Below are 16335 nucleotides of genomic sequence, written 5' to 3'. Positions count from 1 at the left end.
TTAGTGAGCTATTGAACGAACGTCAATAGCTATTGAACAAGAATCAATAAGCTACGATCTACCCCGTGAGCACGTCGAAGACCAGCGCCTCGAGTCCGGGCGTCTCGGGTTCCGGTTCTTCTGGCCGTCGCACCCGCATGAGTCCGGCGGCGCGACGTGACCAGTTGATCGCACTCGGTCTGGAAATGGTCGGCAACCGACCGCTGGAGCAGGTGTCGATCGACGCCATCGCCGAGGTGGCCGGGGTGTCACGCGCGCTGCTGTTCCACTATTTCGAGTCCAAACAGGACTTTCATGTGGCGATCGCGCGCGCCCAGGCACAGGAGATGCTCGATTGCACCGCACCCGATGACTCCTTGGGGGATCCGCTGCTGATCTTGGGCGCATCGATGTCGGCATTCGTCGACTACGTCACCGAGAATCGAACCGCGTACATGGCGTTGATCCGCGGATCGGCCAGCGCCGACCCGGCGATGCGGGCCGTCACCGACCAGACGCGGACGGTCATGGTCAAGCGGATTCTCGAGCGCGCGGGAGGGCTCGGCATCGAGAGCACCGCGTCGGTGCGGTTGGCGGTTGCCGGGTGGATTGCCTTCGTGGAGGAGGTGACGATCAGTTGGCTCGCCGACGCACCGATTTCCCGGGCAGAGCTCCTCACCCTGATCACCACCTCCCTTCCCGCGCTCGCTGTGCGTGCCGACGGATGAGATCGCACCGGTCAGGACGGGGTCGGCTCGCGCGAGAGAGTGATCGCCGTAGCCAGTAGCCGGCGTGCGTTGGTCAACCGCCGCCGGTAGGTGGGTCTGGCGAGAAGAGCCAGCCCGCCGGCGAGGACGGGGACGCAGAGGCCCCAGTGCGGGTTGATCGCGATCAGCGTCACCGCGACCACGAGCAGTGCTGCCACCGCGACCATGATCGACAATCGGAGTCTGCGTAACTCGTTGGCGCCGTTGATGACCGCCTGCACGCCGTCGGCGTGCCAACCCGTCGCACAGTCGGGACAGGACCATCGTGACGATGCGGAACTCATCAACTGTGCGGTACTGGTTCCGCAGGAGCATCGTACGGTCAGCCCGACGGTCCCGGTCATGCGGTTTCCCCTGCGGTCGACGTCGTCGCGCGTGCGGTTGCGGTCTGTGTGACGACCGGTATGTCAGTCGTCTGGTCCCGCACGGTGAACCTGGCGCGGTCCTGCACCACGCGGCGGTAGATGTAAAGGGCGCAGCCGAGCACCAACAATGCCAGGCCGACGATGAACTCCCGGATGCCGCCGTATCCGGTCATCGAGAACGAGGTTGCGCCGACTGCGAGCAGCAGGCAGTTGAAGAGGGCCAGTGCGCCGGCCACCCACAGCCACGGTGTCGACAACCGCATGGGGCGCGGCAGGTCGGGGCGGTCCCTGCGTAGCAGCAGGACCGCCGACAGCGCGAAGACGTGGCAGAGTACGTAGCCCATGTTGCTCGCCGCGAGCACCGCAACCGTTGTCGGGAGGAGTAGCACGGCGCAGATGTTGAGGACGACGTCGACATACATTCCGCGATTGGGCACATTGTGTTTGTTGACGTGGTCGAACCATGTGATCGTTATGCCACTGCGAGCCATGCCGTACAGGGTGCGGGCGCCGCCGGCACTCGCCGCGTTCATCCCGAGCAGGAAGCTGCCGATCATGAAGATGATGACGACATTCGATGCGGCACCGCCGATTTCGCGGTGGAGGAGATCGGCGTAGAAGCCCATGGGTGCATCGGCCATCGCTTGCTGGCTCACCACGCCGCCGAGCGCCACGGGCAGGAGCGCATAGACGCCGAGGCAGAACATGGCCGAGCGGATCAGCGCCTTGTGGGTGTCGCGCTCGGTGTCGTGGTATTCGGGGGCGAATGTCGCACACACCTCGATCCCGTAGGCCGACCACGCGTTGAGGTAGAGCCAGACGAGTCCGAGTTGTACTGCACCCCAAGGACTACCCGCAGCGCCGAGTAGCCCCCAGGAAAGGTGTGAGAACGAGAAGTCGGACAGGAAGAACGGCACGATCATGAACAGGATCAGCGGAACGAACAGCAATGTGCCGGTGAGGTAGCCCATCAGCTTCATCGGTTTGACGCCCAGCGAATTGATGATCCACAACGCGATGATCAGGCCCACCGCGATCAGTCGTGGCAGATCGAGGTGGACGATGTGGGTGACACTCCAGGTCTGGCTTGGAAACCATTGGGCCTGAACGAGACTGCCGATGGTCAGCCCGAAGATCGCCAGGACCGACGACCATCCGGCCCAGTAACCGATGGCCGACATGGGGCCGGCGAGGCTGAAACGTGACCGCCATCCTTCGAAGGCGTACATCGCGATACCGCCGGAGTGCTCGGGGAACATCGTTGCCGGTTCGGTGTAGATCTTGTTCTGCAACACGGCGATGACCATCGACCCGAGCCAGAACGCGAGCGCACCGAGGGCGCCGATCTGGCCGGTCGTGTAGCCGATCCCGGCAATGATGAAACCGGGGTTGGACAGCGTCATCACGAAGCCGTCGTACCAATGCATGGTCTTGAGCAGTCGGTGTTCGTCGACGACTGCGACGGCGGGTTCGGTGGTGTGGTGGTCGGCGGTTGGGGTGGCTCTCACGGACGACGCCGCGTCCGGGTGATCGGAAGACAGAGGCATGGGGTGGAGTCCTTGGGAGAGGAGGGCTGCGATCCTGGCAGAGCCATGCCGGCAAGGAATCCACTGACGGGGTGCTCTGTCAACCAATAGGAAACGCGCGCCGTATTGCGTCGGTGTCACCCGACTGTTTCATCTCAAGATACAAGTCTACCAAGGGTGGACGATTCGCGCTGTTTGTTCGATTTCTCCGGTGTCTGATCTGGTCGCGCCTCGTAACCCGACGACAGAGGCGAAGCGACGACAAAGGCGAAGCGACGACAAAGAGGCCGTACCCGGGAACTCCCGGATACGGCCTCTCACGGTTCGAAGAACGTCAGGCGAAAGCCCCGTCGATGATCTCGGCCTGCTCGACGGCGTGAACCTTGCTCGATCCCGACGACGGCGCCGACATCGGACGCCGCGACAACCGGCGCAGGCCCTTGAGCAGGTCCGGCAGCAACTCGGGCAACCACAGACCCAGGAACGGCCACGGTCCCTGGTTGGCCGGCTCCTCCTGCACCCAGGCGAAGTCCTCCGCGTTCGGGTAGCGCTCAAGGGTGTCGCGCAGCCTGCGATGCGGCACCGGGTAGAGCTGCTCGACGCGCACGATCGCGATGTCGTCGCGCTCGTCCTTCTCGCGGCGTGCGGCGAGCTCGTAATAGAGCTTGCCGCTGACCAGCAGCACGCGCTTGACCTTGTCGCGATCGGCGTCGGAACCCTTCGCGGCGAAGTGTGGATCGTCGATCACCGAGCGGAACTTGTCCTCGGTGAAATCCTCGACCGGCGACACCGCGGCCTTGTTGCGCAGCATCGACTTCGGGGTGAACACGATCAGCGGGCGGCTGATGCCGTCGAGGACGTGCCGACGCAGCAGGTGGAAGTAGCTTGCCGGCGTCGACGGCAGCGCCACGGTCATCGATCCCTCGGCGCACAGCTGTAGGAAGCGCTCGATACGACCCGAGGTGTGGTCGGGGCCCTGGCCCTCGTGGCCGTGGGGGAGCAGCAGCACCACATCGGAGCGTTGGCCCCACTTGGCCTCGCCGGAGCTGATGAACTCGTCGATGATCGACTGCGCGCCGTTGACGAAGTCGCCGAACTGCGCCTCCCACAGGACCAATGCGTCCGGGTTGCCCACCGAGTAGCCGTACTCGAAGCCGACGACCGCGAACTCCGACAACGGCGAGTCGTAGACCATGAACCGGCCGAGCGAGTCTCCGTCGCGCGGCGTCAGATGGTTCAGCGGGGTGTACTCCGAGCCGTTCTCCCGGTCGATCAGCACCGAGTGGCGCTGGGTGAAGGTGCCGCGGCGCGAGTCCTGGCCGGACAGGCGCACGGTACGGCCCTCGATGACCAGCGAGCCGAAGGCGAGCAACTCCGCGAACGCCCAGTCGATGCCGCCCTCGGTGGACATCTCATGACGACGCTTGAGCACCGGCTTGACGCGCGGATGCGGATCGAAGCCCTCGGGCACGTTGAAGAACGCATCACCGATCTCGGCGAGCACCGACTTGTCGACGGCGGTCACCAGTTTCTGCGGCAGCGGCTGATCGTCCTCGACCGACTCCGACGGTTCGGGACGGAACTTCTCGAGTTCCTTGACCTCGTTGAACACCCGCTCCAGCTGGCCCTGGTAGTCGCGCAGGGCGTCCTCGGCCTCCTTGGTGGAGATGTCACCACGACCGATGAGGGCCTCGGTGTAGGACTTGCGGACGCCGCGCTTGGTATCGATCACGTCGTACATGGCCGGCTGGGTCATCGACGGGTCGTCGCCCTCGTTGTGGCCGCGACGACGGAAGCAGACGAGGTCGATCACCACGTCCTTGTGGTAGGTCTCGCGGTAGTCCACGGCCAGCTTGGCGGCCCACACGCAGGCCTCCGGGTCGTCGCCGTTGACGTGGAAGATCGGTGCACCGATCATCTTCGCGACGTCGGTGCAGTACTCCGAGGACCGTGAGTGCTCGGGCGCGGTGGTGAAGCCCACCTGATTGTTGACCACGATGTGCACGGTGCCGCCGGTGCGGTAGCCGGGCAGCATCGCCAGGTTCAGTGTCTCGGGCACGACGCCCTGACCGGCGAATGCAGCGTCGCCGTGCAGCATCAGCGGCAGGATAGAGAACTGCTGGTCCTCGTCGAGCAGATCCTGCTTGGCGCGGACGAGACCCTCGAGTACCGGGTCGACCGCCTCGAGATGACTCGGGTTGGCCGTCAGCGAGACGTTGATCTCGTTGTCTCCGAACATCTGGTAGTACTTGCCCTCGGCGCCGAGGTGGTACTTCACATCGCCGGAGCCGTGGGCCTGCGACGGATTGAGATTGCCCTCGAACTCGGTGAAGATCTTCGAGTAGGGCTTGCCGACGATGTTGGCCAGCACATTGAGGCGACCGCGGTGCGGCATGCCGATGACGACCTCGCCGAGGCCGTGCTCGGCGCTCTGGTCGATCACCGCGTCCATCATCGGGATCACCGACTCCGCGCCCTCGAGCGAGAAGCGCTTCTGCCCGACGTACTTGGTCTGCAGGAACGTCTCGAAGGCCTCGGCGGCATTGAGCTTGGACAGGATGTACTTCTGCTCGGCCACCGGGGGCTTGACGTGCTTGATCTCGACCCGCTCCTGCAACCAGCGCTGCTGATCGGGTTCGAGGATGTGGGTGTACTCGACACCGACATGGCGGCAGTAGGCGTCGCGCAGGATCGAGAGCACATCGCGCAACTTCATCTTCTGCTGCCCGTGGAAGCCGCCGACGTTGAACGTGCGGTCGAGGTCCCACAGCGTCAGACCGTAGGTGAGGATGTCGAGGTCGGGATGGCTGGTGCGCGCATCGCTGTCCATCATCAACGGGTCGATGTCGGCCATCAGATGGCCGCGGTTGCGATATGCCGCGATCAGCTCGAGTACGCGGGTGTTCTTGTCGACGGCACCCGCCGGGATGTCCCGACGCCACCGGATCGGCTCGTAGGGGATGTGGAAGGCGGTGAAGATCTCGTCGTAGAACGCGTCGTCGAGGAGCAGTTCGTGGATGCGGCGTAGGAAATCGCCGGACTCCGCACCTTGGATGATGCGGTGATCGTAGGTGGAGGTCAGCGTCATCAGCTTGCCGACGCCGAGCTCGGCGATCTGTTCGTCACTGGCGCCCTGGAACTCCGCGGGGTACTCCATCGCGCCGGCGCCGATGATCGCGCCTTGGCCCTTCATCAGCCGCGGCACCGAGTGGACGGTACCGATGGTGCCGGGGTTGGTGAGCGAAACCGTCACGCCCGCAAAGTCTTCCGCACCCAGCTTGCCGTCGCGGGCTCGCCGGACGATGTCTTGGTAGCCGGTGTAGAACTCGGCGAAACCCATCGTGTCGCACTTCTTGATGGCGGCGACCACCAGAGTGCGGTTGCCGTCCTTGCCGACGAGGTCGATGGCCAGGCCGAGGTTGGTGTGGGCGGGGGTGACGACGTTCGGCTTGCCGTCGACCTCGGCGAAATGCCGATTCATGTTCGGGAACGACTTGATCGCCTGCACGATCGCGTAGCCGAGGATGTGGGTGAAGCTGATCTTGCCGCCGCGGGTGCGGGCGAGGTGGTTGTTGATGACGATGCGGTTGTCGATCATCATCTTGGCCGGAACGGCGCGAACGCTGGTGGCCGTGGGGATCTGCAGCGACGCCGCCATGTTCTTGGCGATGGCGGCGGCCGGTCCGCGCAACACCTTGGTCTCGTCCTCGGTGGCCGCAGAGGATGATTCGGTGGTCTTGGCTGCCGGCTCCTTGGCGGGCCGATCCTTCTGCGACTGCGAGGATCCGTCGCGGCTGGCGACGCTGCGCCCGGAGGCGGCCTTGGTGGCCGACGCCTCACGCGCGGGGGTCTTGCGGGTGGTCGCCGTACGCGGCTCGGGGCCCTGATCGAGGGTCACGCCCTGCTTGCGCTGCGGGGCGGGCTGGGAGTCGGTCGACGTGGCCTTGGCGGGGCTGGGCTTGGCCGCGCTGGAAGTGGTGGGGCCGGAGGTGCTCGGGGTGGACGCCGAGCCGTTGGTGGATGCGGAGCCGTTCGCGGACGCGGCGCGGGCACCCGACCTGTTCGACGACCCGCTCGCACCGGTGTCGCCACCGTTCGGTGTGTAGTTCTTCAGAAGGTCGTGCCAACTCGGGTCCACCGAGTTCGGATCCTTCTGATACTGCTGGTACATTTCCTCGACCAGCCATTCGTTCTGTCCGAAGTCGGTTTCGGATGTCGAACTGCTCACAGCGGTTTCTCGCCTCAATTCCCTGAAGGTGTCGGGTCGCCACGTCACGACGAAAGTCTCTTGTGAAGATCGTCGTGAACCACCTGCCGATGGTACGCGCCTACCACGCTGTGGACGCCGTGAGTCCCACCTCACCGAGGGCGCACGTCGTCGGGTCGCCACCGGGCGCCGGTGAACTCAGCGGATGAGTTCGTCGGCAGGTTCGATACCGTCGGCGTCCGGGTCGACACCGGCATCCCAGAACGCGCGGTACCTACCGCCCAACGTGAGTAGATCCTCGTGTGTTCCCATCTCCACGATCCGGCCGCCGTCGACCACCGCGATCACATCGGCGCGCGCCGCGGTCGCGAGGCGATGGGCGACGATCACCGACGTCCGGCTGCGGGTCACCGCGTCACCAGCGGCGAGCACCATCGCCTCGGTCGCCTGGTCGAGGGTGGCCGTCGCCTCGTCGAGCAGGAGCAGATCGGGTTCGACGAGCTCGGCCCGCGCGAGCGCGATGAGCTGGCGCTGCCCCGACGACAATCCGGCCCCGCGCTCGCCGATCGGGTGACGCATGCCGCCCGGCAGGCCGGCGATCATCGTCGTCGCGCCGACCGCCGCGGCGGCCGCGGCGATCTGTTCGTGGTCGGCCTCGGGTCGCCCGTAGGCGATGTTGTCGGCGACGGTGCCGGTGAACAGGTGCGGTTCCTGCGGCACGATGCCGATGTGGCGGCGATAGCCGCGCAGCGTGAACCGGCGGATGTCGGTGCCGTCCATCCGCACCACGCCGTCGGTGGGGTCGTAGAAGCGGGCGAGCAGTTTCACAATCGTCGACTTGCCGGCGCCGGTGCGGCCCACCAGCGCCAGGGAGGTACCGGCGGGGATGTGCAGATCGATGCCGCCGAGCGCGTCGACACTCGCCCCCGAATAGCGGAATGCGACGTCGTCGAGGCGAGCGTCACCGGTGAATCGAGCACTCCCGGGATCGATGGCGTCGCTGCGTTCGGCGACGGTCGTCTCGGTACGCAAGAGATCGGCGATACGCCGGAGGCCGACGACCGCCTGCTGATAACCGTCGAACACTTGTGAAAGTTGTTGTACGGGACCGAACAACAGCGACAGGTAGAGGATGAAGGCGACCAGGGTGCCCGCCGACAACGCGCCCGTCGTGATCTGGTGCGCGCCGACCGCGATCGTCGCCGCGGTCGCCAGATCGCTGCACAACGTGATGAACGGGAAGTAGACCGAGATCGCGCGCTGCGAGGTCATTCGCGCGCGTACCCAGTCCAACGTCAGGCCGGTGAAGCGGCGGGTGGCCGGGGCGGTGTTGCGGTAGGCCTGGGTGGTCTTGATGCCGGCGATGTTCTCCTGGAAGTCGGCGTTGACCGCACTGACCAGTTCCCGGGAGCGCGTGTAGGCGCGGGAGGCGATCCGGCGGAAGACCACGGTCGCCACGATCAGGACCGGCAGCACCGGCAGGATCAGCGCCCCGAGTTCGAGGTCGGTGAACAGCATCGCCACGGTGACCCCGACCAGCGTCAGCACCGCCACGATCGCGGTCGACAGACCGGTCTGCAAAAACGTCGAGAGGGCGTCGACGTCGGTGGTCATCCGCGTCATGATGCGCCCGGACAACTCACGCTCGTAGTAGTCGAGGCCGAGCCGCTGTAGGTGCGCGTAGCTGCGCACACGCAAGCCGAACAGCACTCGTTCGCCCGCGCGGGTCGAGTACAGCGTCATGCCCGCGGCGGCGAACCAGCCGAGCACGACGGTGCCCACGCCGATACCGGTCGCGATGAGCAGGGTGCGTTCGTCGGTGTGCGTGGCCGCGTCGATGACGGTGCGCGCCAACGACGGGAAGACCAGCCCGGTGAGGGTGTCCACGCCGATCGCCACGATGGCCAGCGCCAGCAGCCAGCGCACCGGCGCCAGGATCTGCCACAGGGAGAAATGCGGATTCTCCACCCGCATCGCGTCGACGTCGACCCGCGGATCCTCGTCGGCGGGCCGCAATCGTGCGACAGACGCGAGCAGCGCCGGTGTTGCCGGCATCGCACCCAGAGCACCGGCGATCCCCGCACCCCGACCGCCGCGGCCCCCGGTTCCGCCGGTCGGCGGGGCGCTCGCGGCGCGGGTGGTCGAATCCTGCTCCGGCGCAGGCGCATCGGCGGGCCACAGGTCCTCTGTGTGGTGCTGCGGCGTCGGGGTGAGCGTTGCGGTGGCGTCGTCGGCGACGGACTGGATCGGCGACATCAACGCGCGGAAACGCGGACTGCGCTCTTCGAGCTCGGCGACGGTACCCACGTCGACGATCCGGCCCTCGTCGAGGACGGCGACGCGGTCGGCGAGCATGAGGGTCGACCGCCGGTGCGCGAGCACCAGCATGGTGGGCCGGTCGGTGGAGCGGTCACGCAGACGGTGCAGGATGCGTGACTCGGTGGAGGCGTCGACCGCCGAGGTCGCGTCGTCGAGGATGAGCAACCGGGGATCGGCATAGAGCGCACGTGCCAGGGCCACCCGCTGACGTTGCCCGCCGGACAGGGTGAGGCCGCGCTCGCCGACGACGGTGTCGAATCCGTCGGGCAGCGCGGTGATGAAGTCGAGGGCGTCGGCGTCCCGTGCGGCGGCGAGCAGGCGCGGCGGAACCGGTCCGGAGCCGGGGGTCGGGGACGGCTCGGGGCGATCACCGAGGGTGATGTTGGTGGCGATGGTGTCCGAGTACAGGAACGGCTCGTCAAAGACGACGCCCACCGCCGAGTGCAGGGCATCCGCGGACAGCTCGGAGAGCGGATGACGCGTCGAGGAATCCGGCCCGGACAGCAGTGCGATGGTCCCGCGGTCGGGGCGTCGGTGGCGGCTGACGAGATCGGCGAGGGTCGACTTGCCCGATCCCGGCGGCCCGACGACGGCGACACATTCGCCCGGCGCGATCTGCAGATCGATGCCGTCGAGGACGGTGCGGTCGTCGTGGCCGAACACCACGCCGGACAATTCCAGTCCCAGCGGGCCGTCGGGAAGGCCGGCGGTGTTGGCGTCGTCGGGGTCCGTGGGTGCGTCGACGACGTCGTAGACCCGTTCCACCGCGGCGCGGGCGAGTTGACCGCTGACCACCACGTTGGTCAGCAGCCGCGCGAGGGTGGTCATGGTGGTGACGTAGGTCGCGAACGCAAGGAAGGTGCCCGCGGTGATCGACCCGTTCAGGGTGAGGTAGCCACCGACACCGATGACCGCAACCAGGCCGAGTTGCGGGATCGCCGACATGGTCGGGGTGAAATACGAGTTGATCTTGCCCGCACGCAACCGCTTGGCGAAGAGATCGCGTCCGAGTCCGACGAGTTCGTCGACGGCGCGGGTCTCCTGTCCGAATCCCTTGACGACGCGGACACCGGTGACCGTCTCCTCGACATGCTGTGCCACATCGGCGGCGGCCTGTTGCGCCGACCAGGTGGCCGCGAACAACCGGCGCCGGGTGGTCAACACGACCACGGCCACCATCGGCAGGATCGCCAGTGAGATCACGGTGAGCAGCGGCGACAGATAGAGCATGATTCCCAGTGCGATCACCACCTGCACTGCGGCGCCGGCGGAGAGCGGCACCATCGCCAGCAGCCCCTGCACGATCTGCAGATCCGAGATCGACCGGGAGACGACCTGGCCGGTACGGATGTCGGTCTGGGTGGCGCCGTCGAGGTGGAGCAGTGTGCGTAAGAGTTTGAGCCGCAACGCATTCTGCACCGAGATCGACAGCTGTCCGGCGGTGAGTCGGCGACCGAACTGGCAGAAGTACCGCACGATCGCGAGGACGATCATCGCGACCACGATGGTCGGAATGGTCCATGAACCGGGGATGCCGGTGGCGCGGTCGAGGGCCGCGCGTGCGAGCAGTGGCGCGACCAGGTCGACGCCGACCGCCACCAGGGTGACCGACAGTGTCACCACCACGAGCCGGCGGTACTGCAGGCATTCGGCGGTCAGGCGACGCACCCAGCCGCGTCCGTCGTCGTCCGGCGTGCGGCCCTCGGGAACGGCGGGCCCGGTGGCCGGTGGATCGACCTGGGCCCAGCGAGTCGAGGCGGTCACGGGTTGCCGCGGGGCAACCAGGGGTCGGAGACAACGGCGCCGTCGAGAGTCCAGTGTTGCGGTGGGGGACCGAAGGCCTCCCGGGCGTTGGCGATCACCCGCTTACCGAGGACGCGGTTGCCCGCCCCGCCGATGACGGCGCCGATACCCGCCGGGAGGAGGCGGCCGATCACCAACGGAGCACGTTTGAGCGCGTACTTCTTGGCGATCCGGTTCATCAGGTTCTTGTTGAGTTTGGCGAAGGCGCCACTCGGGGCCGAGGCGCGCCCGAGTCGGCGCAGGGCGCCGCCCTGCGTGCCGACGACACGGCCGAGGACGCTCAGGCCCTCCTCGCCGAGGGCGACGGTCAGCACCAGCGTCTTACGACGCTCGCTCTCGTGCACCCCGATCCCGTGCACCTCGGCGATCGCGAGTGCCAGCAGCGCCGATGCCTCGAGGAACAGCGCTGTCTCACCGGTCATCGCGCCCAACGCGGTGAACGTGCCGACGCCGGGGACCGCGGCGGTCGCACCGACCGCCGACCCGGACCCGGTGACCGCGGTGAGATAGCGCTTCTCCAGGCGGGTGATGATCTGGGCGGGGGAGTCGTCGGGATGCTTTTCCCGAAGCGCCCGAACGTATTTGGCGACAGCGGGCGCCTGCAGGCGCTGCGCCTTGTCGAGCATGTTGCCGGTGAACTCCACCGACCGCCCGGACGCGGGAGGCGTCTTCTCGCTCATGACGTCGGCACCCAGTGCTCGGCGGGGACGACCTCGGCGGGTCGTGGTGGCGGTGGCGGGGTGCCGTCGCCGAACGGAGTGCCGCCGAGCTCCTCGCGGTGGTGTGGGGTCAGCCAATTGCGCAGGTCGGGGCCCTGCGGGACGATCCCGGTGGGATTGATGTCGCGGTGGACGATGTAGTAGTGCTGCTTGATCTGGGTGAAATCGGTGGTGTCACCGAAGCCCGGCGTCTGGAAGAGATCGCGGGCGTAGGCCCACAGCACGGGCATCTCGTCGAGTTTGGTGCGATTGCACTTGAAATGGCCGTGGTAGACGGCGTCGAATCGCGCCAACGTGGTGAACAGTCGCACATCGGCCTCGGTGATGGTGTCGCCCACCAGATATCGCTGTGTCGCGAGACGTTCGGAGAGCTCGTCGAGCTTGGTGAACAGTCGCGAGTAGGCCTTGTCGTAGGAGTCCTGACTACCGGCGAAACCGCATCGGTAGACGCCGTTGTTGACCTCGGTGTAGACGCCCTTGTTGACGGCGTCGATCTCGTCGCGCAGATGCTCGGGATAGAGCTGCGGTGCGCCGTCGCGGTGATGGTCGGTCCACTCGAGTTCGAAGTCGATGGTGATCTGCGGGAAGTCGTTGGTGACGACCTCACCGGTCGGGATGTCCACGACCGCGGGCACGGTGATGCCCTTGGGGTAACCGGGGAAACGCTTGTCGTAGGCGTCCTTGAGGCGGGGGATGCCGAGCACCGGATCGACGCCGCCGGGGTCGAGGTCGAAGGTCCACGAGTCGGCGTCGTGGGTGGGTCCGCACAGGCCGAGGGAGATGGCGTCCTCGAGTCCGAGGAGCCGGCGCACGATCAGCGTGCGGTTCGCCCACGGGCACGCGCGTGCGGCGACGAGCCGGTAGCGGCCGGCCTCGACGGGGTAGCCGTCGCGGCCGTCCCGGGTGATGCGGGTCTCGATGTATTTGGTGTCGCGGACGAACTCCTGGCCGCCGGTGACGTACGAGCCCTGCGCTCCGGTCGATCCCTGAGTTCCGGCTGCTGCTGAGCCCGCCGCGGCGGGGGTGGTGTCGGTGGCCATGACGACCACACTAATCAGCGCTCACGACATTGGCACCGAACACTCCAGGGTGTATATTCCACGTGGAATATTTGGTCTGGGTCGAAAGGTGTGCGACGTGGGATCCGGTCGTGGCGGGGGTGATCATGCGCTTGCTCCGTTGGCGGTGCTGGTGCTCGGGCTACTCGCCGAACAACCACTACACCCGTACGAGATGGTGCAGATCACGCTCGAGCGACGTGAGGATCGGCTGGTGAAGTTTCGGCCGGGCACGCTGTACCACACGGTTGACCGGCTCCTCGGGAACGGACTGATCGAGGTCCACGACGTCCGACGGGAGGGCAACCGGCCCGAACGCACCGTGTATGCGATCACCGAGGCCGGACAGGAGGCACTCGTGGTCAATCTCGAGCGCATCCTCGCCCAGCACTCACCCGAGTATCCCGAGCTCTACCTCGCGCTGTCGGAAGCCCACGCCCTTCCCCGGGCGCGGGTGATCGAGTTGCTCTCGGCCCGCATCGAGGCGATGCGCGCCGATCTCGCGCAGTTCGTCGACGCCGCCGAATGGGCGGCGGGCAAGGGCACCCCGGAGATGTTCTTCCTCGACGCCGGCTGTCGGATCGCCACCCTGCGGACCCAGATCGAGTGGCTCACCGGTCTTCTCGATCGTCTGGAGTCCGGAGAGGTCGAATGGCTCGACGACCCGGATTCACCCTATGCCGCCATGCAGCACGTGTTCTCCACCCCAGAGTCCCCACAGAAAGTGACCCCGCAATGAGTACGTCCACCTCCCCGGCGGCGGTGACCAACCGCCCCTGGCTGTCCCTGATGGCGCTGTGCGTCGGGTTCTTCATGATCCTCGTCGACATGACGATCGTCGCCGTCGCCCAGCCCGAGATCCAGGTCGCACTGCGCACCGACGTCAACGGCATCGTGTGGGTCACCAGCGCCTACCTGCTCACCTACGCCGTGCCGCTGCTGATCACCGGCCGGCTCGGTGACAAGTACGGTCCCAAACTCGTCTACCAGGTCGGTCTGGTCGTCTTCACCGCCGCGAGTGTGTGGTGTGGTTTCGCCGGCTCGATCGGCGAACTGATCGCCGCGCGCGCCCTCCAGGGCATCGGTGCCGCGCTGATCACCCCGCAGACCATGGCCCTCATCACCCGGATCTTCCCGCCCGAGAAGCGCGGCGCGGCCATGGGCGTGTGGGGCACCGTCGCCGGTGTCGCCACCCTGGTTGGCCCGCTGCTCGGCGGAATCCTCACCGACCAATTCGGTTGGGAGTGGATCTTCTTCGTGAACCTGCCCGTCGGCATCGTCGGGCTGATCCTCGCCGCCACCCTCGTCCCCTCGGTCGACACCCACGACCATTCCTTCGACTGGATCGGCGTGGTGCTGTCGGCGGTCGGTCTGTCGGCGCTCGTCTTCGGCATCCAGGACGGCGAGAAGTACGACTGGGCCCCCTGGATCTGGGTGCTGATCATCGGCGGCATCGCGGTGATGGCCGTTTTCATCTACTGGCAGTCGCGCATCCGCACCGAACCACTCGTGCCGCTCTCGCTGTTCAAGGACCGCAATTTCACCCTCTCCAACATCGGTATCGCATCGATGGGTTTCGCGATCTCCGGCCTGATGATCCCGGTGATGTTCTTCCTGCAGCTCGTCGGCGGGATGTCGCCGACCCGCTCGGCGGTGATGATGGTGCCGATGGCGGTGCTCACGGGCTTCCTGGCGCCGATCGTCGGTCGAATCCTCGACAAGGTCCATCCCAGCGCGATCATCGCCACCGCGTTGCTGTTGCAGTCGATCGCCGTGGGCTGGGTCGGCGTGATCGCCCGCCCGGCGACACCGGTGTGGCAGTTGGTCATTCCGATGTGTCTGATGGGCATCGCTTCGGCGGGTATCTGGGCGCCGCTGGCGGCGACGGCGACACGAAACCTGCCGTGGCAACAGGCCGGCGCGGGGGCCGGGGTCTACAACACCACCCGGATGATCGGTTCGGTGATCGGTTCGGCGGCTGTCGGCGCCATCATGCAGACCCGACTGGCCGCCGAACTGCCCGGGGTGAACACCACCGAGCAGAGCAACGCGGTCAGTCAGCTGCCCGCGTTCGTGCGTGAGCCGTTCGCCACCGCCATGGGCCAGTCGCTGTACCTGCCGGCCGGGGTGCTGCTGATCGGTGTTCTCGCCACGTTGTTCCTGACGCGGCCCAAGCACCAGGCGTCGCCGTTCACCGCGGCGGCCGCGGTCTCCAAGGGTGAGGTCGAGGGAGCCGGCGCCGCGTAGCCCGGTTTGCCGAGTCCGTCCAGGTCGGGGGAGGTGCCGCGGGATGTCCCCGCGGCGCCTCCCCTGATCTGTCGGTGGCCGATCGTACGGTGTTGGACATGCGGATTCTGCACACCTCGGACTGGCACCTCGGCCGGACGTTCCACAGTGTCGAGCTCCTGTCCGATCAACGTCGGATGCTGGCCGACATCGCTGCGATCGTCGCCACCGAGTCGGTCGACGTCGTCGTGGTGGCGGGCGATGTGTACGACCGTTCGGTTCCCTCGGCGGATGCGGTGTCCGTCTACGACGCCGGTCTGGGTGACATCGCCGCCGCCGGGGCGCAGATCGTCGTCACCTCCGGCAATCACGATTCACCGACCCGCCTCGGTGCCGCATCGGCATTCGCCGCTGCGGGCGGGCTGCACCTGCGCACGAGTGTCGCTGCCATCGACACACCGGTCCTGCTCGACGACGAGTTCGGGCCGGTCGCGTTCTACGGGATTCCCTACCTCGAACCCGACGCCGTCCGAAAGGCTTTCGACATCGACGCCCCCTGCGGTCATCAGGGCGTACTGGGTGCGGCGATGGACCGGGTGCGCGCCGACGCCACCGCACGCGGCACGCGTACCGTCGTCGCCGCCCATGCGTTCGTCAGCGGGGCCGTCAGTACCGGATCGGAGCGGTCCATCAGCGTCGGTGGGGTGGAAACGGTTGCCGCCGATACCTTCTCGGGGATCGATTATGTGGCGCTCGGTCACCTGCACTCACCGCAGGAGATCACCCCGGCGGTGCGCTACAGCGGCTCGCCGATGCCGTACTCCTTCGGTGAGAACAGTCATCGCAAGGGCGTGTGGCTCGTCGATCTCGATTCCGACGGCGTGACCGACGTTCGCCTGCACGAGCTGCCCGCCGTGCGCGGATTGTCCTCCCTGCGAGGCACTCTCGACGAACTCCTCGGTGACGAGGCGTACGCCGACGCGCATGAGCATTACATCCAGGCGACGCTCACCGACACGATCCGGCCGCTCGACGCGATGCGGCGGCTGCGCGAGCGATTCCCCTACGCGGTGCACGTGCACTGGGAGCGGCCGGAGGCCCTCGGTCGTCTCGACTACCGGTCGCGGATACGCGGACGCACCGACGCGGAGATCATCGCGGCGTTCGTCGGTGACGTTCGTGACGAGCCGTCGGCGGCCGAGCGTGACCTGATCGAGCGTGCGCTGCGTGAGGTCGTCGGCGAACCGGAAGTGGTCGAGGCCGGTGCCGTAGAGGTCGGTGCTGGTGATGTCGAGGCAATCGAGGCCGATCAAGGGCAGTGGGCGCTGTTCGCCCTCGACACCGAACCGAAGTCGGCGTGAGGCGC

10 protein-coding genes are annotated in these 16335 nt (G+C 66.8%); 4 read left to right on the top strand and 6 right to left on the bottom strand.

Going from position 1 to position 16335, the window contains the following annotated elements; all coding sequences use genetic code 11:
• Positions 1-137: 137 nt before the first annotated feature.
• Positions 138-707, top strand: a complete 570-nt coding sequence (locus QNM97_RS14695) for a TetR/AcrR family transcriptional regulator (RefSeq protein ID WP_283823207.1) — start codon at positions 138-140, stop codon at positions 705-707.
• A gap of 11 nt (positions 708-718) precedes the next feature.
• On the opposite strand, the gene QNM97_RS14690 is transcribed toward QNM97_RS14695, so the two are convergent.
• The 6 genes from QNM97_RS14690 to QNM97_RS14665 form a co-directional block, all read right to left on the bottom strand.
• A complete protein-coding gene (locus QNM97_RS14690; RefSeq protein ID WP_283819154.1) occupies positions 719-1030 on the bottom strand; it encodes a hypothetical protein in 312 nt (103 codons plus the stop codon).
• A gap of 56 nt (positions 1031-1086) precedes the next feature.
• On the bottom strand, positions 1087-2619 hold the full coding sequence (locus tag QNM97_RS14685) for an APC family permease (protein ID WP_283819153.1): 1533 nt from the start codon (positions 2617-2619) through the stop codon (positions 1087-1089).
• Positions 2620-2971: 352 nt separating this feature from the next.
• Positions 2972-6808 (bottom strand): multifunctional oxoglutarate decarboxylase/oxoglutarate dehydrogenase thiamine pyrophosphate-binding subunit/dihydrolipoyllysine-residue succinyltransferase subunit, encoded by a 3837-nt coding sequence (locus QNM97_RS14680; RefSeq protein ID WP_283823206.1) that lies wholly within the window; start codon positions 6806-6808, stop codon positions 2972-2974.
• A gap of 234 nt (positions 6809-7042) precedes the next feature.
• On the bottom strand, positions 7043-10927 hold the full coding sequence (locus QNM97_RS14675) for an ABC transporter ATP-binding protein (protein WP_283819152.1): 3885 nt from the start codon (positions 10925-10927) through the stop codon (positions 7043-7045).
• Positions 10924-11646, bottom strand: coding sequence for a hypothetical protein (locus QNM97_RS14670; protein WP_283819151.1), 723 nt, complete (start codon positions 11644-11646; stop codon positions 10924-10926). The genes QNM97_RS14675 and QNM97_RS14670 overlap by 4 nt, the downstream gene beginning before the upstream one ends.
• Complete coding sequence (locus QNM97_RS14665) at positions 11643-12725, bottom strand: glutathione S-transferase family protein (protein WP_283819150.1); 1083 nt, start codon at positions 12723-12725, stop codon at positions 11643-11645. Before QNM97_RS14665 ends, QNM97_RS14670 begins: the two co-directional genes overlap by 4 nt.
• 97 nt (positions 12726-12822) lie before the next feature.
• Here QNM97_RS14665 and QNM97_RS14660 point away from each other — a divergent pair, with 97 nt between their 5' ends.
• The 3 genes from QNM97_RS14660 to QNM97_RS14650 all read left to right on the top strand — a co-directional run bounded on the left by QNM97_RS14660 (position 12823) and on the right by QNM97_RS14650 (position 16330).
• Positions 12823-13482, top strand: a complete 660-nt coding sequence (locus QNM97_RS14660; protein ID WP_502874898.1) for a PadR family transcriptional regulator — start codon at positions 12823-12825, stop codon at positions 13480-13482.
• Positions 13479-14990 (top strand): MFS transporter, encoded by a 1512-nt coding sequence (locus QNM97_RS14655; RefSeq protein ID WP_283819148.1) that lies wholly within the window; start codon positions 13479-13481, stop codon positions 14988-14990. The genes QNM97_RS14660 and QNM97_RS14655 overlap by 4 nt, the downstream gene beginning before the upstream one ends.
• Before the next feature lie 98 nt (positions 14991-15088).
• Positions 15089-16330: an exonuclease SbcCD subunit D gene (locus tag QNM97_RS14650; RefSeq protein WP_283819147.1), complete on the top strand. Its 1242-nt coding sequence runs from the start codon at positions 15089-15091 to the stop codon at positions 16328-16330.
• Positions 16331-16335: the final 5 nt, after the last annotated feature.

It is taken from the genome of Gordonia sp. L191 (assembly GCF_030077625.1).
Taxonomy (GTDB): Bacteria; Actinomycetota; Actinomycetes; order Mycobacteriales; family Mycobacteriaceae; genus Gordonia; species Gordonia polyisoprenivorans_A.
Note: the sequence above shows the minus strand (reverse complement) of the source record. Positions and strands in the feature narration are given on the sequence as shown.

Excerpts from the sequence above, each read along its gene's own strand:
- QNM97_RS14670 (WP_283819151.1), bottom strand. The coding sequence starts at position 11,646 with ATGAGCGAGAAGACGCCTCCCGCGTCCGGGCGGTCGGTGGAGTTCACC.
- QNM97_RS14655 (WP_283819148.1), top strand. The coding sequence starts at position 13,479 with ATGAGTACGTCCACCTCCCCGGCGGCGGTGACCAACCGCCCCTGGCTG.
- QNM97_RS14690 (WP_283819154.1), bottom strand. The coding sequence starts at position 1,030 with ATGAGTTCCGCATCGTCACGATGGTCCTGTCCCGACTGTGCGACGGGT.
- QNM97_RS14695 (WP_283823207.1), top strand. The coding sequence starts at position 138 with ATGAGTCCGGCGGCGCGACGTGACCAGTTGATCGCACTCGGTCTGGAA.
- QNM97_RS14650 (WP_283819147.1), top strand. The coding sequence starts at position 15,089 with ATGCGGATTCTGCACACCTCGGACTGGCACCTCGGCCGGACGTTCCAC.
- QNM97_RS14665 (WP_283819150.1), bottom strand. The coding sequence starts at position 12,725 with ATGGCCACCGACACCACCCCCGCCGCGGCGGGCTCAGCAGCAGCCGGA.
- QNM97_RS14680 (WP_283823206.1), bottom strand. The coding sequence starts at position 6,808 with ATGTACCAGCAGTATCAGAAGGATCCGAACTCGGTGGACCCGAGTTGG.